We start from the raw sequence: 23,081 nt of genomic DNA, 5'->3' as shown, positions 1-23,081 counted from the left end.
ACAACGCATCACGACCGGTTGGTTTGCCGGCGGCACCCGCGCTGACCTGCGCAAACTCATCAAGACCGGAAAGCCGGTTTCCGTGGCCGGCAGAAAGAGGCAGGATGGCCCGGGTACCGCCCCGGATGTATGCGAGGAACAAGTCGGATATGGCGCCCCAGAACGCCAAGGCGACGGTGGGCTCGCTGCTGCGCCGATACCGTCTGGCCGCCGGCCTTTCCCAGCAGGAGCTGGCGACCGGCGCCTCCGTCAGCGTACGCACGATACGGGACATCGAGCGTGAGCGGGTAGATACCCCGCGTGCTCCTTCGCTACGCCGGCTGGCCGAGGCGCTCGGGCTCGCCTCGTTCGACCGTGACCGGCTGCTCGCCGCCATCCCCCACCCCCGGCGGGCGCCGGAGACCGACCGGCGGCCACGCGTCCAGGTGCTGGGCCCGCTCTCGGTGCGCACCGGCGCGGCGGCGGTCGACCTCGGCCCGGCGCCGCAGCGCGACCTCCTCGCCCTGCTCGCGATCCAGCCGGGCCAGGTGGTGAGCCGCGACGAGATCGTCGACGTGCTCTGGGGCGACCAGCCGCCGAAGACCTGCCTGAGCATGGTGCAGACGTACGTGGGGCGGCTGCGCGGGCGCCTCGACCCCGACCGCGAGCCCCGCTCCCCCGGCCGGGTGATCAGGCTGGCCGGCGACGGGTACGCGATCGACCTCGACGGCGAAAGTCTCGACCTGGCGCGGTTCCAGGACCTCGTCGAGCGGGGCACCGCCACACCCGACACCGGCACGGCCGTCGACCTGCTCGACCGCGCACTGCGCTGCTGGCGCGGCCCGGTGCTGGCCGGCGCGAGCCCCCGGCTGCGCAGCCACCCGGCGGCCGTGGCGGCGGGGCGGCGGCGGGTGCGGGCCGCGCTGGCGTACGCGGACCTGGCGGCCGACCTGGGCCTGCACGCCGCCGCGGTGGCCCGGCTCCAGGAGTTGGCGCCCGACGAGCCGCTGCACGAAGGCCTGGCCGCCAAGCTCATGGTCGCGCTGGCCGGCTCCGGCGAGCGGGCGGCCGCGCTGTCGCTCTTCGCCGAGGTGAGCCACCGCCTCGCCGACGAGCTCGGCGTCGAGCCCTCCGCCGAGCTGCGCGACACCCACCTGCGCATCCTGCGGCAGGAGCAGGTCGTCCGCCGCGCCGACCCGCGGCCGCGCCAGCTGCCGGCGTCGGTGCCGGGCTTCACCGGGCGGGCCGCCCATCTGGAACGGCTCGACGCGCTCCTCCCGCGCGAAGGGTCCGGCCACGGCACCGCCGTGGTGATCTCGGCGATCGACGGCACCGCGGGCGTCGGCAAGACCGCGCTCGCCGTGCACTGGGCGCACCGGGTCGCCGACCGCTTCCCCGACGGCCAGCTCTACGTCAACCTGCGCGGCTTCGACCCGGCCGGCCCGGTGCCGCCGGACGAGGCGGTGCGCGGCTTCCTCGACGCCCTGCACGTGCCCGCCCAGCGGATGCCGGTGGGGCTCGACGCACAGGCCGCGCTCTACCGCAGCCTCCTGGCCGGCCGCCGCATGCTCGTGGTGCTCGACAACGCGCGCGACGCCGACCAGGTGCGCCCGCTGCTGCCTGGCTCCCCCGGTTGCCTGGTGATCGTGACAAGCCGCAACCAGCTCGGCGGCCTCGTCGCGGCCGAGGGCGCGCACCCCGTTCCCCTGGATCTGCTGGATCCCGCGGACGCCGCGCAGCTGGTCGCCCGCCGGCTCGGCGCGGACCGGGTGGCGGCCGAGCCGGAGGCGCTGGCCACCATCGTCCGGGCCTGCGCCGGCCTCCCGCTCGCCCTGGTGATCGTGGCCGCGCGCGCCGCGACGCGGCCCGGCCTGTCCCTCGCCGCGCTCGCCGACGAGCTGCGGCAGGCGCGCGGCGGGCTCGACGCGTTCTCCGGCGCCGACCCGGCCACCGACGTGCGGGCGGTCTTCTCCTGGTCCTACCGGGCGCTGAGCGAGCCGGCCGGCCGCCTCTTCCGCCTGCTCGGCCTGCACCCGGCCACCGACCTGGCGATGCCCGCCGCGGCGAGCCTGGCCGGTGCGCCGGCGGCGGAGGTACGGCCGCTCCTCGCCGAGCTGGTCCGGGCCCGGCTGGTGGCCGAGCAGACGCCCGGCCGGTACGCGTTCCACGATCTGCTCCGCGCCTACGCGGCAGAGCTCGCGGCGCAGACCGACCCGCCGGAGGAGCGGCAGGCGGCGCTCCAGCGGATGTTCGACCACTACCTGCACACCGCGTACGCGGCGGACACGCGCCTCAACCCGCACCGCGACCAGATCACCCGCACCGCCGCGCTGCCCGGCGTGACGATCTACGTGGCCGGCGACCAGCAGCAGGCGCTGGCCTGGTTCGCCGCCGAGCACGCCACGCTGCTGGCGGTCGTCGAGCACACCGCCACCGCCGGGTACGACACGCACACGTGGCAGCTGGCCTGGGCGGTCACCACCTACCTCGACCGGCAGGGCCACTGGCACGACTGGGCCGGCGTGCAAGACCTCGCGCTCAAGGCCGCCCGCCGCCTCGGCAACCGCCCCGACGAGGCCGACGCGCACCGCGGGCTGGCCCGGGCGTACGCGCGGGTGGGCCGCTTCATCGACGCGCACGTGCACTACTGGCGGGCGCTCGACCTGTTCGAGGAGATCGGCGACCGGCTCGGCGAGGCCAACACCCACCGCAACCTCGCCTTCATGTGCGGCACCCAGGGCCACCAGCGCGACGCGCTCTACCACGCCGCGAAGGCGCTCGACCTGTACCGGGCCGGCGGCCACCAGGTCGGCATCGCGAACGCGCTCAACAACGTCGGCTGGTACCACGCGCAGAACGGCGAGTACCGGGAGGCGCTGGAGTACTGCGAGCAGGCGCTCCCGCTGCTGCGCGAGCTCGACCACCGGCCGGGCGTGGCGGCCACGCTCGACAGCATCGGCTACGCCCACCACCACCTCGGCAACCAGCGCGAGGCGGTGGCGAGCTTCGAGCGCGCGCTGGAGATGTTTCGGGCGGCGGGCGACCGCCCGCACGAGGCCGGCACGCTCACCCGCCTCGGCGACGCACACCACGCCGCCGGCCAACGCGAAAGAGCCCGCCGCGCGTGGCGACAGGCCCTGGTGCTGCTGGAGGAGCTGGATCAGCCCGAGGCCGACGAGGTCCGCGGCAAGCTGGCCGGCCTGGTCGGCTGATTCTTTCTTGAGCTACCGCGACGTCCGTCGTGGTCGCTCTCCGTTGCTCCCGCGGCCTCACCCTGGTTCTTTGGTTGCGCTTACCCCTTTCAAGCCTCCGACCATCAGGATGGGGAAGTGCCATCCCGACACCCATCAACCCGTCAAGAGCTGAGCATGCCGACGCCCGGGGCGCCCCAGAGTTGGGTGCTGATCGTTGCGGCCGTCTGGGGGGTGGTGCCCCGGGCGTTGGCATGCGCCAAGCGGACGGGTCGATGGCCGTCGGGATGGCACAACTAACCGCACCAAAAATGAAGCCAGAAAGTCGAGGGGCATTTCGTACCAAGATCTGCCAGGCCGAGCAGCTGCCGGGGTGTTTGGGCTTGGCCGGCGGGCCTGGCAGCGGAGGTCGGGGGTTTCGGTGAGCCCTGGCGAGCCGCCGACCGCCGCGGTCTCCGGCGGGAGCGGCGGTCCGCCGCTGACGCGGCCCGGGAAACGTGTCTGAAAAGGTTTCCGGTCCGCCCGCGACGCGGACGGACCGGAAGGCGAAGCTCAGCGCTGCACGTGCTCCGGGAAGCGGCAGATCTGCACGAACTCCTCGGCGTCGATGCTCGCCCCACCCACCAGGGCGCCGTCGACGTCGGGCTGGGCCATGATGCTGGCGACGTTGTTGGCCTTGACCGAGCCGCCGTACAGCACGCGCACGACCTCGGCCGTGGACGCGCCGAACTTTTCGGCGATCCGCTGGCGGATGGCGCCGCAGACCTCCTGCGCGTCTTCGGGCGTGGCGGTCTTGCCGGTGCCGATCGCCCACACCGGCTCGTACGCCACCACGACCTTCTCCACCTGGGCCGGGGTGAGCTTGTCGAGGCCGGCGTCGAGCTGCTCGATCACGTAGGGCACGTGCTCGCCGGCCTCGCGGGTCTCCAGGCCCTCGCCGATGCACACGATCGGCACGAGCTCGTTGGCCTGGGCGGCCTTGACCTTCGTGTTGACCAGCGCGTCGTCCTCGTGGTGGTACTGCCGGCGCTCCGAGTGGCCCACGACCACGTACTGGCAGCCGAGCTTGGCCAGCATCGCGCCGGAGATGTCGCCGGTGTAGGCGCCCTTGGGGTGCGGCGAGAGGTCCTGCGCGCCGTATCCCAGCAGGAGCTTGTCGCCGTCGACGAGCGTCTGCACGGTGCGGATGTCGGTGTACGGCGGGAGCACCACCACCTCGACATCGCTGAGCTGCTGCTCGTTGAGGCTCGCGGCAAGCTTTTGCACGAGCAGGTTGGCCTCGAGGTGGTTGAGGTTCATCTTCCAGTTGCCGGCCATCAGCGGCCGGCGGGCGGGCTTGCCTGCCATCACTGCTCCAACGCGGCGACGCCGGGGAGGGTCTTGCCCTCCAGGTACTCCAGCGAGGCGCCCCCGCCGGTCGAGATGTGCCCGAACGCCTCCTCGTCGAGGCCGAGCGTGCGCACGGCCGCGGCCGAGTCGCCGCCGCCGACCACGGTGAAGCCGTCGACCTTGGTGATCGCCTCGGCCACGCCCCGGGTGCCGGCCGCGAACGGGGCGAGCTCGAAGACGCCCATCGGGCCGTTCCAGAACACGGTCCGGGCCCCGGCGAGCGCCTCGGCGAAGAGCGTGACGCTGGCCGGGCCGATGTCGAGGCCGAGCCGGTCGGCCGGGATCGCGCTCGCGTCGACCACGTCGTGCGCCGCGTCGGCCGCGAACGCCGTCGCCGCCACCACGTCGACCGGGAGCACGATCCGGCCGGCGGCGCGGTCGAGGAGGTCGCGGCAGGTGTCGACCATGTCCTCTTCGAGCAGCGAATTGCCGACCTCGTGGCCCTGCGCCTTGAGGAACGTGAAGCACATGCCGCCGCCGACCAGCAGCTTGTCGACCTTGGGCAGCAGCGCCTCGATCACCGCGAGCTTGTCGGAGACCTTGGAACCGCCGAGCACCACCACATAGGGACGCTCGGGCTGGCCGGTGAGCCTGCCCAGCACCTCGAGCTCGCGCAGCACGAGCCCACCCGCGAAGTGCGGGAGGCGGGCGGCCACGTCGTAGACGCTGGCGTGCTTGCGGTGGACGGCGCCGAACGCGTCGTCGACGAACGCCTCGGCGAGCGCGGCCAGCTCGTCCGCGAAGGCCGACCGCGAAGCGTCGTCCTTGCTCGTCTCGCCCGCGTTGAAGCGGAGGTTTTCCAGCAGCGCGATCTCGCCGGAGGCAAGGCTCGCGGTCACCGACTTGGCCGACTCGCCGACCGTGTCGGTCGCGAACGCGACCGGGCGGTCGAGCAGCTCACCCATGCGCCGGGCGACCGGCTCGAGGGTGTACTTGGGGTCGGGCGCGCCCTTGGGGCGGCCCAGGTGGGACACGACGATGACCCGGGCACCCGCCTCGCTGAGCGCGCGGAGCGTCGGCAGCACCGCGCGGATGCGGCCGTCGTCAGTGATCGTCGTGCCATCCAGAGGGACGTTGAGGTCGGCGCGCACGAGCACGCGCCGACCCTCGACTCCCTCGGCGAGGAGGTCGTCCAGCGTTTTCATCAGAGCGAGGAACCCACCAGCTTGACGAGGTCGACGAGGCGGTTGGAGTAGCCCCACTCGTTGTCGTACCACCCGACGACCTTGACCTGGTCGCCGATCACCTTGGTGAGGCCGGCGTCGAAGATGCACGAGGCCGGGTCGGTGACGATGTCGGAGGAGACGATCTCGTCCTCGGTGTAGGTGAGGATGCCCTTGAGCGGCCCGTCGGCGGCGGCCTTGACCGCGGCGTTGACCTCCTCGACGGTGACCTCACGGGACAGCGTCACGGTGAGGTCGGTGGCCGAGCCGGTCGGGATCGGCACGCGCAGCGCGTATCCGTCGAGCTTGCCCTTGAGGTCGGGCAGCACGAGGCTGATCGCCTTGGCGGCGCCGGTGGACGTGGGCACCACGTTGAGCGCGGCGGCGCGGGCGCGGCGCAGGTCCTTGTGCGGGCCGTCCTGGAGGTTCTGGTCCTGCGTGTACGCGTGGATCGTGGTCATCAGGCCGCGCTCGATCGTGAACGTGTCGTGCAGCACCTTGGCCATCGGAGCGAGGCAGTTGGTGGTGCAGGAGGCGTTCGAGATGATCGTGTGCCGCGCCGGGTCGTACTGGTCCTGGTTGACGCCCATGACGAGCGTCACGTCCTCGTTTTTCGCCGGGGCGGAGATGATGACCTTCTTGGCGCCGGCCTCGACGTGGGCCTTGGCCTTCGTCGCGTCGGTGAAGAAGCCGGTCGACTCGAGCACGACGTCGGCGCCGAGGTCGCCCCAGGGCAGCTTGGCCGGGTCGCGCTCGGCGAGCGCCTTGAACGTCTTGCCGTTGACGGTGATCTCGTCACCGGTGGCCTTGACCTCGTAGGGCAGACGGCCCAGGATGCTGTCGTACTTCAGCAGGTGGGCGAGCGTCGCGTTGTCGGTGAGGTCGTTGGCGCCGACGAGCTCGATGTCGGCGCCGGACGCCAGCACCGCCCGGAAGAAGTTACGGCCGATCCGGCCGAAGCCGTTAATGCCAACGCGGATGGTCACGGTCCATCTCCTCGTGCGCTTTGGATTTTGCTGTGATTCGGCCTCGTCGCCGCCTCTGACAGTAGCCGAGTCGCCGCCGTGGATTTGGGCCGGGGCCTCGCCTTATCCGACCAACATCTCGGGTGTGACGGCCGCCTCAGTGTCGGGGATTCCCAAATCGCGGGCACGCTTGTCGGCCAATGCGAGGAGCCTGCGGATCCGTCCCGCGATCGCGTCCTTCGTCAGCGGCGGGTCGGCCAACGCGCCCAGCTCCTCCAGCGAAGCTTGACGGTGTTCCAAGCGGAGCTGGCCGGCGGAGGTCAGGTGGTTAGGTGCGTCGTCGGCGAGGATCTCCAGGGCGCGGGTCACCCGCGCCGCCGCCGCGACGGCCGCGCGGGCGCTGCGCCTGAGGTTGGCGTCGTCGAAGTTGGCCAGCCGGTTGGCCGTGGCGCGGACCTCGCGGCGCACCCGGCGCTCCTCCCACGCGAGCACGCTGGAGTGGGCACCGATGCGGGTGAGCAGCGCGGCGATCGCGTCGCCGTCCTTGACCACGACCCGGTCGACCCCGCGGACCTCGCGCTGCTTGGCGCTGACGCCGATCCGCCGCGCGGCACCGACCAGCGCGAGCGCCGACTCCGGCCCCGGGCTGGTGATCTCCAGCGCGCACGAGCGGCCCGGCTCGGTCAGCGAGCCGTGCGCCATGAACGCCCCGCGCCACGCGGAGACCGCGCAGCACATGCCGGCCGAGACCACGTGCGGCGGGAGGCCGCGCACCGGCCGGCCGCGCACGTCGAGCAGGCCGGTCTGGCGGGCCAGCGCCTCGCCGTCTTTGACCACTCGCACGATGTAGTGGCTGCCCTTGCGCAGCCCACCCGAGGCCAAGACGTGAATCTCGCTCGGATACCCGTACACTTCGGCGACCTCGCGCCGTAGCCGCCGGGCGACCGCGCCGGTGTCCAGCTCGGCCTCCACGACGACCCGGCCGGAGACGATGTGCAGCCCGCCGGCGAACCGGAGCAGCGCGGCCATCTCCGACCGGCGGCAGCAAGGCTTCGGCACGTCGACCCGGCTGAGCTCGTCCTTGACCGCCGCCGTCATAGCCATCTCGTCGTCATCTCCCGGACAGTTGCGAGTGCTTCAGTTGTGACTAACGACCGGCGCCCAAGACAGGCACCAGTGCGGCGCCGAGCGCCGCCGGATCGTGTCGAGCGCTGCCGTCAGACACCGCCACGGGGGCGAGAGTGAGCCGCGCACCCAGCGATTCTGCCGCATGGCGCACGGGTTCGGGGTCGCCTACGGCCTTCTCGTCGGCGATGACCGTGTCGATTTTCAGCTCGGGCAGGTACCAGCGGAGGGCCGCCAGGTGGCCGGCGACCGACAGCCCGAGGGTCTCCTTCTCCTCCGCGAGGTTGAGGGTGACCAGGCGGCGGGCGGGGCTGGCGACGATCGCGGCGGCCAGGCCCGGCATGAGCAAGTGCGGGATCACGCTGGTATACCAGCTGCCCGGCCCGAAGATCAGCCAGTCGGCCGCCGCGACAGCCGCGACCGCGTCCGGGCACGCCGCCGCCCGCGGTGGCGTCAACCGCACCGACAGCACCCGCCCCCGGGTCACCGCGACCGCGTGCTGGCCACGGACCGTCAGCACGTCGTCGGGCACCGACGGATCGGCACCCTGCACCTCGGCCTCGATCCCGAGCGGCTCGCAGGACATCGGCAGCACCCGCCCGGCCGCACCCACCATCGCGGCCGCGTGGTCGAGCGCCGCCACCGGATCGCCGAGCAGCTCCATCAGCCCGAGCAGCACAAGGTTGCCCACCGTGTGACCGGTCAGCGGCCCCGGCGGCCGAAACCGGTGCTGGAAGAGATCGGCCGTCGCCACCGAGTCGGGCGCGGCCAGCGCGGCCAGCGCCTGCCGCAGGTCGCCCGGCGGCAGCGCGCCCCGCTCGTCTCGCAGCCGCCCACTCGAACCACCGTCGTCACCCACGGTCACCACGGCCGTGATGTCGAGGTCGAGGTCGGCCTGACACAGCCGCAACGCGCGGAGCGAGGCGGCCAGCCCGTGGCCGCCGCCGAATGCCACGACGTTCATTCCCGCCCCAGGTCCCTGTGCGAGGCATGGGCCGAAATGCGCGCCTGCCGCAGCCGATCGGCCAGCTCTTCGGCTATAGCCACACTGCGGTGCTTGCCGCCCGTACAGCCGACCGCCACGGTGAGGTAGCGCTTGCCCTCCCGCTCGAACCCGGGCGCGGTGGCCCCGACCAGGCTGGCGTACGTGGCGACGAACTCCCCCGCCCCCGGCTGGCCCAGCACGTAAGAGCTGACCGCCTCCTCCTGCCCGTTGTGCTCGCGCAGCTCGGGCACCCAGTACGGATTGGGGAGAAAACGCGCGTCCAGCACGAAGTCGGCATCCTGCGGCAGCCCGTACTTGAAGCCGAACGAGAGCACCGTCACCCGCAGCCGCCGCGCGTCCTCACCGCCGAAGAGCTCCTCCACCCGCCGCCGCAGCTGGTTGACGTTGAGGTGGCTGGTGTCGATGATCACGTCGGCGTGGTCGCGCGCCTCCTCCAGCAGCTTGCGCTCGGCCGCGATGCCATCCGCCAGCCGCCCGTCACCTTGGAGCGGATGCGAACGCCGCACACTCTCGAACCGCCGGATCAACACCTCGTCGTCCGCGTCGACGAACACCACCCGCGGGTGGAACCCTCGCTCCTTGAGCGCGTTGATCGCCCCCACCAGATCGGTCGAGAACGCGCGGCTGCGCACGTCGAGCACCATCGCGGTGTGCTGGGCCGCACCGCCCGCCTTCTGCGCCAACTCGGCCATGTCGAGCATGAGCGCCTGCGGCAGGTTGTCGACCACGTAGAAGCCGACGTTTTCCAGCGCCCGGGCCACGGTGCTGCGCCCGCCGCCGGAGACGCCGGTCACCACCACAAGCTCGGTGTCGTCGTCGGGCGGCGCGCTGGAGTCGTCGTGCACCAGAGAATCCTAGGCGCTCCGGGTCGCGGGCGCCCCGCCGGCATGGCCGGGCTTCCTCGTTCCTAGAGACAGAGATTTGAGCTACCGCGACGTCCGTCGTGGTCACTGTCCGTCGCTCCCGCGGCCTCACCCATCCGCCGCTGGTCACGGCCACCCCTTTAATTCGTCGACCCGTCAAGAGCCAGGGCGCCAACGCCGGAGCGCCAGCGTCGGGTGCTGATCGTCGCGGCCGTCGGAGATCGCCCGGACGTCGGCATCTCCAGAAGCGGTCGGGTCGATCGCCGTCGGATGGCACAGGCAAGTGGCGTGCGCGGCGTCGCCCGCCGGCTTCACACTGCGCGACGGTTAGCGTTTCGTCCACAATGTCGCTCGCCGGGGTCGACGGCTTGGGCTTTCGTCGCCCTGAGTAGTCGCCGCAACCGGACGAGCGGCCCTCGGGTCGAGATCTTGGAGAGTTAGGGCGCTATTTCGACCCTAAGTGTCCTAGATCTCAACCTTCCCGACCCGACCAGTAACGCCGCGTTGCTTCCGTGCGGGCGGCAGCCACGCCTGTCAGCGGTTGGGCGTGAAGCGCGAAGGGTGAGGCCGCGGGAGCAGCGGTCCGGACCACAACGGACATCGCGGTAGCTCAAATCCCTATCGTGAAACAGATTTCCCGGCGGCGGTGGTGCCCGGCCCCGCCTCCGCATCGGCAGCGGAGCTCGGCCCTGCCTCGCCGGCCGAAGCGGACCTCGGGCCCGCCTCGCCGGCGGGAGTGGAGGCCAGCCCCGGGTGCTCGGCCGAAGCGGCGGTCGGATCGGCGTTGCTGGAGGGGCCGGTGGCGGGAGGCGCGTCCCCCAGGGTGGCGACGATCGCCTCGGCGGTGCGGCGGCCGATGCCTGGCACCTCGGCGATCTCGTCGACGCTGGCCGCACCTAGGCGCTTGATCGAGCCGAAGTGCCGCAGCAACGCCTTGCGCCGCACCTCGCCCAGGCCCGGGATCGAGTCCAAACTGGACACGGTCATCCGCTTTGACCGGCGCTCGCGGTGGAAGGCGATCGCGAACCGGTGGGCCTCGTCGCGCAGGCGCTGGAGCATGTAGAGGCCTTCGGAGGCGCGCGGCATGATCACGGGGAAGTCGTCGCCCGGGAGCCACACCTCCTCCAGGCGCTTGGCCAGGCCGCACAGCGCGACGTCGTCGATGCCCAGCTCGGCCAGGACCGCGGCCACCGCGGCGACCTGGGGCTGGCCGCCGTCGACGACGACCAGCTGGGGCGGATAGGCGAACTTGCGCGGGCGACCCGTCGTCGGGTCGATGCCGGGGCGCTCGGGGTCTTCGGCCTCCTCGGCGTCGAGCTCGCCCAGCGACGCGCGCGCCTCCAGATATCTGGCGAACCGGCGCCGCAGCACCTCTGACAACGCCGACAGGTCGTCGGTGGCGCCGCGCACCGCGAAGCGCCGGTATTCGCTCTTGCGGGGCAGGCCGTCTTCGAAGACCACCATGCTGGCCACCACGTCGGTGCCCTGGATCTGCGAGACGTCGTAACACTCGATGCGCAGCGGCGCGGTGGGCAGCCCCAGCGCCTCGGTGATCTCCTCGAGCGCCTTGCTGCGCGTGGTGAGGTCGCCGGAGCGGCGCAGCTTGTGGCGGGTGAGCGCCTCGGCGGCGTTGCGCGCGACGGTCTCCAGCAGCGCCTTCTTGTCGCCGCGCTGCGGCACCCGAAGCTGCACCCGGCTCCCCCGGTGCTGGCTCAGCCAGTCGGCGAGCGCGTCGGCGTCGGGCGGGAGCGCGGGCACGAGCAGCTCGCGTGGGACGTCGCCCTCGCCCTGCTCACCGCCGTAGACCTGGCTGCAAAAGTGGTGCACGAGGTCGCCGGTGGTCAGGTCTTCGACCTTTTCCACGACCCAGCCGCGCTGACCGCGGATGCGCCCGCCGCGCACGTGGAAGACCTGCACCGCCGCCTCGAGCGGATCTTCGGCGAAGGCGACCACGTCGGCGTCGGTGCCGTCGCCGAACACGACGGCCTGCTTTTCCAGCGCCCGCCGCAGCGCCACGACGTCGTCGCGCAGGCGGGCGGCGAGCTCGAACTCCAGCCGCTCCGAGGCGGCCATCATCTCCCGCTCCAGCCGCTTGACCATCGTCTCGGTGCGGCCGGCCATGAAGTCGCAGAACTCTTCGACGATGGCCCGGTGCTCGTCGGCCGTCACCCGGCCGACGCAGGGCGCCGAGCACTTGCCGATGTCGCCGAGCAGGCAGGGCCGGCCGATCTGGCCGGCCCGCTTGAAAACCCCGGAAGAACACGTGCGCGCCGGGAACACGCGCAGGAGAAGGTCGAGCGTCTCGCGGATCGCCCACGCGTGCGAATACGGCCCGAAGTAGCGCACACCCTTGCGCTTGGCGCCGCGCATCACCTGAAGCCGCGGATACTCCTCGTCGAGCGTGACGGCCAGATACGGGTAGGACTTGTCGTCGCGGTACTTCACGTTGAACCGCGGGTCGAACTCCTTGATCCACGAGTATTCGAGCTGGAGGGCCTCGACCTCGCTGCCGACCGTGACCCAGTCGACCGCGGACGCGGTGGTGACCATCTGCTGGGTGCGCTGGTGCAGATGCCACAGGTCGCCGAAGTACGAATTCAGCCGGCTGCGCAGGCTCTTCGCCTTGCCGACGTAGATGACCCGCCCACTCGCGTCGCGGAAACGGTAGACCCCCGGGGCGTCCGGAATAGTGCCCGGCGCGGGACGGTAAGTCGAGGGGTCTGCCACGCGAAAAAGCCTAGCCCGCGCCTCTGTCAATCTCGCGAGGCGCGGGCCGGCGGCGTGGTGTCAGGCGAGGGTGATGTTGTCGCCGTCGACCTTGATCTGCTTTTCGGCCAGCGGCTTGCTCGCCGGGCCGCCCTTCACCGAGCCATCGGTGATCGAAAACTTGCTGCCGTGACAGTTGCAGTTGATCGTGCCGCCCTCGACGGCCGTCACCGGGCACCCCTGGTGCGTGCACGTCGAGCTGAAACACTTGAACTCGCCCTCGGTCGGCTGCGTCACCACGACGCTCGACGACGCGATGATGGCACCGCCCCCGACCGGCACCTTGCTGGTCTGGATGATCGCGCTGCCGCCGCTGTCGCCGGAGCCCGCGGCGGGGTCACTAGCGCCGTTCGACTGGGTGCCGCCCGAGGTGGAGGTGTCCTCGTCAGGGTCCGTGCCGCAGGCCACCAGCACCGCGGTCGTGCCGATGGCCCCCGCGCCCGCCAGCAGTGCCCGGCGGGTGGTCACCCCCGACTGCGTCACCGCCTGTTCCTCGCTCATGCCTCACCCTTCCTGTCTTCGGCCCACCGTGATCAGGGCGATCACGGCCACGTCAGTACACACGAGCCTCCGGGCGCCATGGTTCACCACCCCGCTCTTGTCGTCCCTCGGCGGCGCCGCGCAGGCGTATATCACCGCTGCTCAGGGCCGGTTCTGCCGATCGTCAAAAGCTCAACTTCCGATCTACAAGATCGCAAATAGACCCACGCTCGTCGATCCGCCAATACCCCTCCGACCCGATCTTCCGGGCCGTGGAGGATCACCGCGACATCAAATGCGTGCCGTCACTTTGTGTAATGGTCCATTTACTCTTTCTTGTTGGTGGAGAGCATCCCCAACAGGTCCTTCATCGTGCTGACGCGGTCGTTGAACAGCGGGTCGAGTGCGGTCATGAGCACCACGACGCCCCACAGCGTGGCGGCGACCACGATCGTCCGGCTGGTGGAGTCTCCGCCGAGAAGCCCAAAGCGCAACAGCACGGTGGCGGCGAGCACAGGCAGCGCCGCGACAAGCAAGACCCGGAGGGCGGCGCCCACCGTCGACCACAGCCTCCGGCGGGCACCCGCGACAGGCGACGGGGACAGCGCGAGCGAGCCGAGCCGGCCGGTGCAGATGGCGGACGTCGTCGCCAAGGTCATCCGGCGCAGGGCGGGCAGCGTCTCGACGTCCGGGAACGCCAACGACACCTGGTAGGTGCGGATCGTCCGGGCGAGCTGCGCACACTTCGCCGCGAGCGCGTCGCGATCCGCGGCCGCCGCCGGGACGATCGCCCGCGGGTAGCCCCGCTCGATGGTGCGGGCCAACTGCTCCAGTCCCCAAACCAGCCGGCGGCGGGTCACCAAATCCGCGAAGGTGCGCTCCGGCCGGGCGAGCAGGCCGATGACGCGCCGCACCGCCCGGAAAGCGACGACGTCGGGCTCCCTCCGCATGAGTCGCACCTCTCGCGGCCATTCGACCAGCGCCTGTAGGGCAACCATCAGGATCAGAAACGCGGCCACGGTGGCGGCGACGATGCCGCACCACAGGACGGCACCGGCGTCCTCGCCCGGAAGCCGTTGTCCCGGCGTCGACGTCGGCCAGCGCACGTGCCACCGCGTTCGGAGCAGAAGGGAGGCGCCGACGAAGACGGCCACGATCACTACGCCCGCGCGCACCCACGACGCGAAGCGGGTCAGCCTGGTGAACAGGTAGAAGGTCGCCATCACTCCCGCCAGCACGGCAAGGTACAGCAGGACGTGGCTCGCCGGATCCATATGGATCGGTGCCTGGAGGACCACCGGAAGCCCCATGAACAGCAGGCCACCCGGCACGCTGATCATCGCCATGTGGCGCTCGTCCGCCCGCTCCAGTCTCAGCGCCCGGAAACAATGGCGGCGGAAGCGTGACGCGAGGAGCGGGTCCGCGGGAGTCACGCCATTGAGCCAGACGAACTGCTGCCACGCCACCTGCGCGTCTCTCCCGCGCCTCATCAAGTGGCCGTAAGCCCGCCGGCGCATCTGCTCTCGATCACGCCGGATGTCAGCTCGAACCTGATCCAGGTCCTGCTTCATCCGCACGACGATCAGCCAGGGCACCAACAGCGGGGACAGGATCGCCAAGGCCAGCCACTGGCTTGGTGTGTCCGGGCGCAACACCTGCGCGATGAGCCGTGCCACGGCACCCGGTCGAGGCGCGTCCACACGCTCGGCTGCCGGCGCGACCCGGACCGGTCGCGGCACCGTGCGTCTCGTCGCGATGCTGCCTTGCCGGCGCGCCCGGTGGCGGGCCGACCGCGAGATGCCAGCGGCCGTGAGGGTCACCGTGCCCACCCTCCCTCCGATCTTCGAAGGCGGCCTGGACAGGCCCAAGGGTTGGCATCATGCCATACGCATCAACGGCGCTGACCGCATCGACGCCGGCCGTGACGACCCCGGCGACCGGAAGGGTCGCAGCCGCCGCCCTGTACCGCATCGACTCCGGCCGTGACGACTCCGGCGGCCTGAAAGGTGGCAGCCACCGCCCTGTGCCGAAAGCTCAGCCGCGCGACTTGGCCGGGGCCCGCCGCGCGGCCTTGGCCGGTGCCGCCTTCGCGGTCTCCTTGGCCGCGCTCGTCGCCTTCGCCCCGCGCGCCGACCCCGTCGCCTTGGCCGGCGCGGCGGCCTTGGTGCCCTTCGCCGCGGCGGTGGTCTTGGCGCTGGTGGCCTTTCGGGGTGCGGCGGCCGCCGGCGCCCGCTTGGTGGTGGCGGCACCGTTTGCCTTCGCGGCCCGGGTGGTCGCCTCGGCGGCGCCCACCGCCTCGCCGTCCAGGCCGAGCACGTGCCGCAGGTACTGACCGGTCGCGCTGTCGGGCACCTCGGCGATCTCCTCGGGCGTGCCGGTCGCGACCACCGTGCCGCCCTTGTGACCGCCCTGGGGGCCCATGTCGATCAGCCAGTCGGCCGTCTTGATCACGTCGAGGTTGTGCTCGATCACGATCACCGTATTGCCCTTGTCGACGAGGCTCTCCAGCACCCGCAGCAGCTTGCGGATGTCTTCGAAGTGGAGGCCGGTGGTCGGCTCGTCCAGCACGTAGACCGTGCGGCCGGTCGAACGCTTTTGCAGCTCGGATGCCAGCTTGACCCGCTGCGCCTCACCACCGGAGAGGGTGGGTGCCGGCTGGCCGAGGCGCACGTAGCCCAACCCGACGTCGACGAGCGTCTTGAGGTGGCGGTGGATCGCCGGGATCGCCTCGAAGAAGGTGGACGCCTCCTCGATCGGCATCTCCAGCACCTCGGAGATCGTGCGCCCCTTGTAGTGCACCTCGAGCGTCTCCCGGTTGTATCGGGCGCCCTTGCAGACCTCGCACGGGACGTAGACGTCGGGCAGGAAGTTCATCTCGATCTTGATCGTGCCGTCGCCCGCGCAGTTTTCGCAGCGGCCACCCTTCACGTTGAACGAGAACCGCCCCGGCCCATAGCCCCGGACCTTGGCCTCGGTGGTCTCCGCGAAGAGCTTGCGGATGTTGTCGAAGACGCCGGTGTACGTCGCGGGGTTGGACCGCGGGGTGCGGCCGATGGGTGACTGGTCGACGCCCACCACCTTGTCGACCTCGTCGATGCCGGTGATCCGCGTGTGCCGCCCGGGCACCAGGCGGGCGCCGTTGATCTGGTTGGCCAGCACCGTGTACAGGATGTCGTTGACCAACGTGGACTTGCCCGAGCCCGAGACGCCGGTGACCGCGATGAACTGCCCCAGCGGGAACGACACCGTCAGGTTCTTCAGGTTGTGCTCGCGGGCGCCCTGCACCACCAGCTCGCGCCCCGGAATCTGCATGCGCCGCATCCCCGGTGTGGGGATCTGGCGACGGCCGGAGAGGTAGGCGCCGGTGATCGACTCCTTGCTCTTCAGCAGGCCGTCGACCGAGCCGCTGTGCACGATGTGACCGCCATGCTCGCCCGCGCCGGGGCCGATGTCGACCACCCAGTCGGCGGTGCGGATCGTGTCTTCGTCGTGCTCGACCACGATCAACGTGTTGCCGAGATTTTTGAGCCGGACCAGCGTCTCGATCAGCCGGTGGTTGTCACGCTGGTGGAGGCCGATCGACGGCTCGTCCAGCACGTACAGCACGCCGACCAGGCCGGAGCCGATCTGGGTGGCGAGCCGGATGCGCTGCGCCTCGCCGCCGGAGAGCGTGCCCGCCGGCCGGTCGAGCGACAGGTAGTCGAGACCCACGTCGACAAGGAAGCGCAGCCGCGCGTTGATCTCCTTGAGCACCCGCTCGGCGATCATCTTCTGCCGGTCGTTGAGCGTCATCGCGCCCAGCAGGTCGGCGCACTCACCCACCGACAGGTTGCACACCTCGGCGATGCTCTTGCCGTCGATCGTGACCGCGAGCACCTCGGGCTTGAGCCGCGCGCCGCCGCACGTGGGGCAGGGCACGTCGCGCATGTACCCCTCGTACTTGTCGCGCGACCAGTCGGACTCGGTGTCGGAGTGGCGCCGCTCGATCCACTGCACCACGCCCTCGAAGCCGGTGTAGTAGGAGCGCTCGCGCCCGTACTTGTTGCGGTAGCGCACGTGCACCTGGTCTTCGGCACCGTGCAGGATCGTCTTCTGCGCGCGCGACGGGAGCGCCCGCCACGGCGTGTCGATGTCGAAGTGCTCCTGGTCGCCGAGCGCCTCGAGCAGCCGAATGAAGTATTCCAACGTGGTGCCGCCGGCCCACGGCTGGATCGCCCCCTCGCGCAGCGTGCGCTCCGGGTCGGGCACCACGAGCTCTGGGTCGACCTCTTTCTTGGTGCCGAGGCCGGTGCACTCGGGGCAGGCGCCGTAAGGCGAGTTGAACGAGAACGAGCGCGGCTCCATCGCCTCGAACGACAGGTCGTCGTAGGGACACGCGAGGTGCTCCGAGAACGTGCGCTCGCGGTGCTCGTCATCCTCGGGCAGGTCGACGAACTCGAGCAGCACCACGCCGGCCGCCAGCCGCAGCGCGGTCTCGACCGAGTCGGTGAGCCGCTGCTTGGCGCTCGCCTTGACCGTGAGGCGGTCGACGACCACCTCGATCGTGTGCTTTTCCTGCTTTTTCAACTTGGGCGGCTCGGTCAGCGGGTAGACCACCCCGTCGATGCGGACCCGCGCGTATCCCTTCGCCTGGAGCTCGGCGAACAGGTCGACATACTCACCCTTGCGGCCCCGGACCACCGGCGCGAGCACCTGGAACCGGGTGCCCTCGTCCATCGCCAGCACCCGGTCGACGATCTGCTGCGGCGTCTGGCGGGAGATCGGGCGGCCACACTTGGGGCAGTGCGGCTCACCCACCCGGGCGAAGAGGAGCCGCAGGTAGTCGTAGACCTCGGTGATCGTGCCGACCGTGGAACGCGGGTTACGCGACGTCGACTTCTGGTCGATCGAGACGGCCGGGCTGAGGCCCTCGATGAAGTCGACGTCGGGCTTGTCCATCTGCCCGAGGAACTGCCGCGCGTATGACGACAGCGACTCCACGTATCGCCGCTGGCCCTCCGCGAAGATCGTGTCGAACGCGAGGCTTGACTTACCAGACCCGGAGAGCCCGGTGAAAACGATCATGGCGTCGCGGGGTAGGTCAAGGTTGACGTCGCGCAGGTTGTGCTCGCGCGCGCCACGAATGATCAACCGATCCGCCACTATGTGCCCCCGGGGAGAACGTCCAGACTGCCGGAACGACTTTAGACCCCCGGTATGACACTTTCCGGAGCCGCCACATTCCCGCAGCTCAGGGACGGTTGTGGCCGCGCACCTCCTTGTGGATCCGCTTCCACATCGCCCGCTGCTCGGCCAGCAGCCGCGCGTCCTTGCGCCGCATCTCGTAAGCGATCTCCCGCTGGAGCTTCAGCCAGCTCTCGTACCGCCGAGGTGGGAGGTCTCCGGCGTCCAACGCCGCGCGCACCGCGCAGCCCGGCTCCCCGTCGTGCTGGCAGTCCGCGAAGCGGCAGGTCGCGGCCAGGTCGGCCACGTCCGCGAAGGCCCGGTCCAACCCCTCCTCCGCGTCCAGCAGGCCCACCGCGCGGATGCCGGGAGTGTCGAGAACCGCACCGCCGTCCGGAATCGGGATCAACGCCCGATACGTGGTCGTGTGCCGTCCCTTGCCGTCCACACGCCGGATGGTCTGCGTGCCCATCACCACCGCGCCGGCGAGCGCGTTGACGAGCGTCGACTTGCCCGCGCCGGAGGGCCCGAGCAGCGCCAGCGTGCGCCCCCACGCCACGTGCGGCGCCAGCTCGGCGAGACCGTCACCGCGCTGCGCGCTGACGGCGAGAACCTCGACACCGGGCGCGGCCTGCGCGATCTCCGCGACCACCGCACCCGGATCCGCGGCCAGATCACATTTTGTGAGTACCACCACGGGCTGCGCGCCGGACTCCCAGGCGAGCGCGAGCAGGCGTTCGACGCGGCCGACGTCGGGCGCCGGATGCATCGGCTCGACCACGGCTGCCGCGTCGACGTTGGCGGCGAGCACCTGCCCGACCGAGTCCTTGTCGGACGTGCGGCGCACGATCGCCGTCCGGCGCGGCAGCACGGACTCCACCGTTATCCGTTCGTCCGGCCACGTGCGCACGGTCACCCAGTCGCCCGCGCAGGGCAGGTTGACCGGATCGCGGGCGGCCGCCGAGAGGATCGCGCCGGCGAGGCTGGCGCGCACGGTGCCCTCGGCGCACAGCACGGTGCAGACGCCGCGGTCGACCCGCACGACCCGGCCGGGCTGGGCGTCGCCGTCGGGCATGGTGTGGCTGCCGTCCCAACCGAGGGACGCAAGATCGAACGTCATCGGTACAACCCTTTGTGAGAGGAGACTCAGAAACTCGAACAACGTGAGGCGAGGAAAGCCATAGCTCCCCACCTCCTCTCCCCGGGCCTTCGTCGTGACGCGTCTGCCCCAGACCGTAAGGTCCAATGCCGGTGGGGCGAAAGCCATTTCTGTAGGGTCAGGAGTGTGACGGCTGACCCGCTCGTACTCCTGCCCGAGCTCGACCGCGCCACCGACCGGCTGCTGCGCACCGCGGCGGCTTTGGACGACGACGCCTTGACGGCCCCGTCCCTCCTGCCCGGCTGGACCCGCGGCCACGTGCTCACCCACCTCGCGCGAAACGCCGACTCCCAGTTCAACCTCCTGACCTGGGCCCGCACCGGGGTGCGCACCCCCGGATACGCGAGCGCCGAGGCCCGCGAGGCCGGCATCCGGGAGGGCGCCGCCCGCCCGCTGGCCGAGCAGCTCGAAGACCTGCGCGTGGCCTCCGCCCGCCTCGCCGAAGCGGCCGCCGAGATGCCCGCCGACGCCTGGGGCACCATCGTCGAACGGACCGGCGGCCGCAAAGCCCCGGCCGCCACCTGCGTGTGGGGCCGCCTGCGCGAGGTCGAGGTGCACCACGTCGACCTCGACGCCGGATACAAGCCGAGCGACTGGCCAGACGCGTTCAGCCAGCACCTGCTCCGCGAGGTGGTCAGCGACCTCACCAACGCCACCGGCGTCACCCCGCTGATCCTCCGGCCGACCGAGCTCGCGCACGACCTCACGATCGGCCAGGTGGAGCGGGACACCCCGGTGATCGCCGGCCCGACGTTCGAGCTGGCGGCCTGGCTGGCCGGCCGATCGTCCGGTGTAGACCTCGACGCGACACCCGCAGGCCCCCTGCCCACCCCACCCGCCTGGATCTGATGACCGCCATGCCTTACACCGGAGACGTCACCCCGGGCGGCCCACCCGACGTCCGCACGCTGGAAGCGCTCACCATCACCAAGGTGTCGGTCGGCCCGATGGACAACAACGCGTACCTGTTGCGCTGCAACGCGACCGGCTCACTCCTCCTCGTCGACGCCGCCAACGACGCGCCACGGCTGCTCTCGCTCGTCGGCGACGACACCCTGTCCACTGTGGTCACCACCCACCGCCACATGGACCACTGGGTGGCGCTGGAGGAGGTGATCGCCGAGACCGGCGCCAGATCGCTGGCGCACGAGGCCGACGCCGGCGAGCTCCCGGTCACCTCCGAGACCGTCCACGATGGAGACGTCATCTCCGTCGGCGACTGCCCGCTGGAGGTCATCCACCTGGTCGGCCACACGCCGGGCTCGATCGCCCTGCTCTACGCCGACCCGGCGGGCGTCCATCACCTCTTCACGGGCGACAGCCTCTTCCCCGGCGGCGTGGGAAACACCCGTGGCGTCAGGGCAGACTTCGAGTCCCTGATCGGCGACGTCGAGCGCAAGCTCTTCGACAGACTGCCGGACGAGACCTGGTTCTATCCCGGCCACGGCAAGGACAGCACGCTGGGCGCGGAACGCCCGAGCCTCCCGGAGTGGCACGCCCGCGGCTGGTAGTGGCCTCGCGCCGCCGTCATTCCCAAGCCGGCACCCACCACTGCCAGCCTGTGGGCGCCGGCGGCCAGGCCGGGTCGGGGCGCCAGCCCGGCGGTGGCACCCATCCTGACGGCGGAGCCGGCCATTCCGGTGGCACCGTAAACCGGATCGACGTCGGCGGTGGCGGGATCGGACCGTGTTCGCGCGGCTGAGTCCGGGGCACCGCGGCTGCGGCGACGACCGCTTCCGCAGCGGCCGGGGGCTTGCGATCCGCCACCCCGTTGAGCCAGGTGTCCGGAAGCTCATGCGCGCGGGCCACATAGAGCACGACTTCCGCCTTGATCCGGTTGCCCTTGACGATCGCTCGCGCCGACGTGCTCGCCTCCATCTCCGCGATGTGCCGGATGGCGGGTAGCAGCTCACCGCTCATCTTGGGCGTGAGCTGCCCGACACGCTCGCCGTCGACCCGCACCTCGACGACCGTCTTGGAGGTCCGGGCGGTCTCTTCGACGATCTCGTGCAGCGTCACGTATGCCCAGCACTCCCCCTCTGGCCGCAACAGCGGTTGCAGGGCATCGAGATGTTTTTCTTCGCCGGTGACCTGGATCGCGCCACCCAGCGGCAGCGTACGGTGTTCGCCGCTCGGCGGCAGGTTCGCCGGCACGAGCATGTGCGGCTCGGCGAGATCCAGCGTCACTCGGGCGCGAAACTCGACCCGGCCCGGCTGAGGAAATCGTCGAGCGGGCGCGGGTCTGAGTCTCTACGATCGCGGCCATGACGGTCGAAGAGATCCATGGTGTGCGTGTGCTCAGCGTCCCCGAGGAGGGGCCGGCCATCGGGAGTGGCGCTGATGCCCTCGATCTCATCGCTGCCACCTACGAGCACCAGGCCGACTTCATCGCCATCCCGGCCGCGCGGTTCGATCCCGAGTTTTTCAGGCTCAGCAACGGGATCGCCGGGGAATTCCTCCAGAAGCTCGCCAACTACCGGCTGCGGGTGGCCATCATCGGCGACGTGTCGGCGCACGTCGAGGCGAGCAACGCCCTCCGCGACTTCGTCCGGGAGAGCAACCGCCGCAAGCAGAACTGGTTTCTAGGCACCCGGGCCGAGCTCCGAGACCGGCTCGCGGGCGAGGACGCCGCCAGCCCCGGGGCGTGACCGCGCGGAGCGCGCCAGTCTCGGCTCGGCGAGGAAGAGGGCGAGAGCGGCGGCCGCTAGTGCGGCGCCGGCTAGCGCGACGCTTCGTACACCTTCGGTTTGGATCAAACCACCGCCCAGGAGTGAGCCGCCCGCGATGCCCAAGTTGAACGCGGAGCCCATGCCCGCCCCGGCGAGGTCGGTGCTGCCGGGCGCGACCTGGAGTGTGCGGTTTTGGACCGCGACCGCGAACGCCGAGTAAGCCATCAGGGCGAGCGCGACCGTCACGACGGCCGCCGCCTTGGCGGTGCCGAGGGTGTAGAGGGCCAGCAGCGCGGTGACCGTCGCGGTGAGCGGCACGACCAGCGAACCCCACGGCCGGCGGTCGAGGAAGCGGCCGACGACCAGCGTGCCGGTCACGCCCGCCACGCCGGTGACGAGGAGGAGCGGCCCGAGTGCCGATGGCGCGAAGCCGCTCACGTCGAGGAGGAAGGGCGTCACGTAGGTGTACGCCGTCATGGATCCGGCCACGCCGATCGGGCACGCCACGACGAGGATGGCGTAGCGGCGGACGTCCGGCGCGGTGCCACGCGCGGCACCGCCCTCCGCCGGCGCGAACGTCGGCACCAGCGCCGCGACCGCCACGCATGTCGCCAGCCCCGCGGCCGCCATTACCAGGAAGGCCACCCGCCACCCGGCCAGCTGCCCGATCCACGTGCCCACCGGCACACCGACCACAGGGGACAGTGCGGCCCCGATCGAGAGGCGGGCGACCGCCCGGCCGCGCACCTCGGGCGGGAAGAGGCCGGCCGCGGTCGGGCCGACGACCGACCAGAAGAGGGCCTGGGTGAGCGCGATCGCGAGGCGGGCGGCGAGCAGCACCCAGTAGTTCGCGGCGATGGCGGTAACCAGCGCGCCGGTCACGAAGATGGCCAGCGTGACGGTGAGCAGCCAGCGCCGCGGGATATGGCCGGTCAGGTAGGTGAGCGGGATGGAGGCGAGCACCACCACGCCCGCGTAGCCCGTCACCAGCAGCCCGATCTCCGAGTCGGAGCGGCCGAGGTCGTCGGCCATCACCCTGAGCAGGCCGATGGGCAGCACCTCGGTCGTCACGTACGTGAACGTGGCCACCGACAACGCCACCAGGGCACCGGTGGCACGCCGTTTCGATATCGTCACGGTGTCTCCACTAAAGCCGGTTACGG

Annotated in this window: 16 protein-coding genes and 1 pseudogene; 4 read left to right on the top strand and 13 right to left on the bottom strand. The window is 71.2% G+C overall.

What is annotated here, in order from left to right; genetic code table 11:
- Positions 1-149: 149 nt before the first annotated feature.
- Positions 150-3,191 (top strand): BTAD domain-containing putative transcriptional regulator, encoded by a 3,042-nt coding sequence (locus AC5L36_RS19825; protein ID WP_441218186.1) that lies wholly within the window; start codon positions 150-152, stop codon positions 3,189-3,191.
- Positions 3,192-3,722: 531 nt separating this feature from the next.
- Here the strand turns inward: AC5L36_RS19825 and tpiA are convergent.
- The 11 genes and pseudogenes from tpiA to rsgA form a co-directional block, all read right to left on the bottom strand.
- A complete protein-coding gene (gene tpiA / locus AC5L36_RS19820) occupies positions 3,723-4,517 on the bottom strand; it encodes a triose-phosphate isomerase (protein WP_441218184.1) in 795 nt (264 codons plus the stop codon).
- On the bottom strand, positions 4,517-5,704 hold the full coding sequence (locus AC5L36_RS19815) for a phosphoglycerate kinase (RefSeq protein ID WP_441218182.1): 1,188 nt from the start codon (positions 5,702-5,704) through the stop codon (positions 4,517-4,519). Before AC5L36_RS19815 ends, tpiA begins: the two co-directional genes overlap by 1 nt.
- Positions 5,704-6,708: a type I glyceraldehyde-3-phosphate dehydrogenase gene (gene gap / locus AC5L36_RS19810; protein WP_441218180.1), complete on the bottom strand. Its 1,005-nt coding sequence runs from the start codon at positions 6,706-6,708 to the stop codon at positions 5,704-5,706. The genes AC5L36_RS19815 and gap overlap by 1 nt, the downstream gene beginning before the upstream one ends.
- A gap of 102 nt (positions 6,709-6,810) precedes the next feature.
- Complete coding sequence (gene whiA / locus AC5L36_RS19805) at positions 6,811-7,791, bottom strand: DNA-binding protein WhiA (RefSeq protein ID WP_441218178.1); 981 nt, start codon at positions 7,789-7,791, stop codon at positions 6,811-6,813.
- A gap of 43 nt (positions 7,792-7,834) precedes the next feature.
- Positions 7,835-8,776, bottom strand: coding sequence for a gluconeogenesis factor YvcK family protein (locus AC5L36_RS19800; RefSeq protein ID WP_441218176.1), 942 nt, complete (start codon positions 8,774-8,776; stop codon positions 7,835-7,837).
- Complete coding sequence (gene rapZ / locus AC5L36_RS19795) at positions 8,773-9,663, bottom strand: RNase adapter RapZ (protein WP_441218174.1); 891 nt, start codon at positions 9,661-9,663, stop codon at positions 8,773-8,775. The genes AC5L36_RS19800 and rapZ overlap by 4 nt, the downstream gene beginning before the upstream one ends.
- 636 nt (positions 9,664-10,299) lie before the next feature.
- A complete protein-coding gene (gene uvrC / locus AC5L36_RS19790; RefSeq protein WP_441218172.1) occupies positions 10,300-12,408 on the bottom strand; it encodes an excinuclease ABC subunit UvrC in 2,109 nt (702 codons plus the stop codon).
- A gap of 60 nt (positions 12,409-12,468) precedes the next feature.
- Positions 12,469-12,948 carry a Rieske (2Fe-2S) protein gene (locus AC5L36_RS19785; protein WP_441218170.1) on the bottom strand — a complete coding sequence of 160 codons (480 nt, stop codon included), beginning with the start codon at positions 12,946-12,948 and terminating at the stop codon, positions 12,469-12,471.
- Between the two features lie 305 nt (positions 12,949-13,253).
- A complete protein-coding gene (locus AC5L36_RS19780; protein ID WP_441218168.1) occupies positions 13,254-14,747 on the bottom strand; it encodes a hypothetical protein in 1,494 nt (497 codons plus the stop codon).
- 379 nt (positions 14,748-15,126) lie between these two features.
- A pseudogene (uvrA, locus tag AC5L36_RS19775) lies at positions 15,127-18,069 on the bottom strand (excinuclease ABC subunit UvrA); the annotation flags it as partial.
- 88 nt (positions 18,070-18,157) lie between these two features.
- On the bottom strand, positions 18,158-19,210 hold the full coding sequence (rsgA, locus tag AC5L36_RS19770; protein WP_441218166.1) for a ribosome small subunit-dependent GTPase A: 1,053 nt from the start codon (positions 19,208-19,210) through the stop codon (positions 18,158-18,160).
- A 165-nt stretch (positions 19,211-19,375) separates the two neighbouring features.
- On the opposite strand from rsgA, the gene AC5L36_RS19765 reads away from it, so the two are divergent.
- On the top strand, positions 19,376-20,098 hold the full coding sequence (locus tag AC5L36_RS19765; protein WP_441218164.1) for a maleylpyruvate isomerase family mycothiol-dependent enzyme: 723 nt from the start codon (positions 19,376-19,378) through the stop codon (positions 20,096-20,098).
- Between the two features lie 8 nt (positions 20,099-20,106).
- Positions 20,107-20,760, top strand: a complete 654-nt coding sequence (locus AC5L36_RS19760; RefSeq protein WP_441218247.1) for an MBL fold metallo-hydrolase — start codon at positions 20,107-20,109, stop codon at positions 20,758-20,760.
- A 16-nt stretch (positions 20,761-20,776) separates the two neighbouring features.
- Here the strand turns inward: AC5L36_RS19760 and AC5L36_RS19755 are convergent, their stop codons facing one another.
- On the bottom strand, positions 20,777-21,436 hold the full coding sequence (locus AC5L36_RS19755) for a hypothetical protein (RefSeq protein ID WP_441218162.1): 660 nt from the start codon (positions 21,434-21,436) through the stop codon (positions 20,777-20,779).
- Positions 21,437-21,513: 77 nt separating this feature from the next.
- On the opposite strand from AC5L36_RS19755, the gene AC5L36_RS19750 reads away from it, so the two are divergent.
- Positions 21,514-21,897, top strand: coding sequence for a DUF4180 domain-containing protein (locus tag AC5L36_RS19750; protein ID WP_441218160.1), 384 nt, complete (start codon positions 21,514-21,516; stop codon positions 21,895-21,897).
- Here the strand turns inward: AC5L36_RS19750 and AC5L36_RS19745 are convergent.
- Positions 21,832-23,055 (bottom strand): MFS transporter, encoded by a 1,224-nt coding sequence (locus AC5L36_RS19745; protein WP_441218158.1) that lies wholly within the window; start codon positions 23,053-23,055, stop codon positions 21,832-21,834. The two genes, AC5L36_RS19750 and AC5L36_RS19745, sit on opposite strands and share 66 nt — an antisense overlap.
- Positions 23,056-23,081: the final 26 nt, after the last annotated feature.

The organism is Phytohabitans sp. LZ39 (genome assembly GCF_059359075.1).
This window is presented reverse-complemented; position numbering and strand designations above follow the sequence as displayed.

Bases quoted from the DNA above. Each gene is read 5' to 3' on its own strand.
- AC5L36_RS19825 (WP_441218186.1), top strand. From the start codon at position 150: ATGGCGCCCCAGAACGCCAAGGCGACGGTGGGCTCGCTGCTGCGCCGA.
- tpiA (WP_441218184.1), bottom strand. From the start codon at position 4,517: ATGGCAGGCAAGCCCGCCCGCCGGCCGCTGATGGCCGGCAACTGGAAG.
- AC5L36_RS19815 (WP_441218182.1), bottom strand. From the start codon at position 5,704: ATGAAAACGCTGGACGACCTCCTCGCCGAGGGAGTCGAGGGTCGGCGC.
- whiA (WP_441218178.1), bottom strand. From the start codon at position 7,791: ATGGCTATGACGGCGGCGGTCAAGGACGAGCTCAGCCGGGTCGACGTG.
- AC5L36_RS19800 (WP_441218176.1), bottom strand. From the start codon at position 8,776: ATGAACGTCGTGGCATTCGGCGGCGGCCACGGGCTGGCCGCCTCGCTC.
- AC5L36_RS19785 (WP_441218170.1), bottom strand. From the start codon at position 12,948: ATGAGCGAGGAACAGGCGGTGACGCAGTCGGGGGTGACCACCCGCCGG.
- rsgA (WP_441218166.1), bottom strand. From the start codon at position 19,210: ATGACGTTCGATCTTGCGTCCCTCGGTTGGGACGGCAGCCACACCATG.
- AC5L36_RS19760 (WP_441218247.1), top strand. From the start codon at position 20,107: ATGCCTTACACCGGAGACGTCACCCCGGGCGGCCCACCCGACGTCCGC.
- AC5L36_RS19750 (WP_441218160.1), top strand. From the start codon at position 21,514: ATGACGGTCGAAGAGATCCATGGTGTGCGTGTGCTCAGCGTCCCCGAG.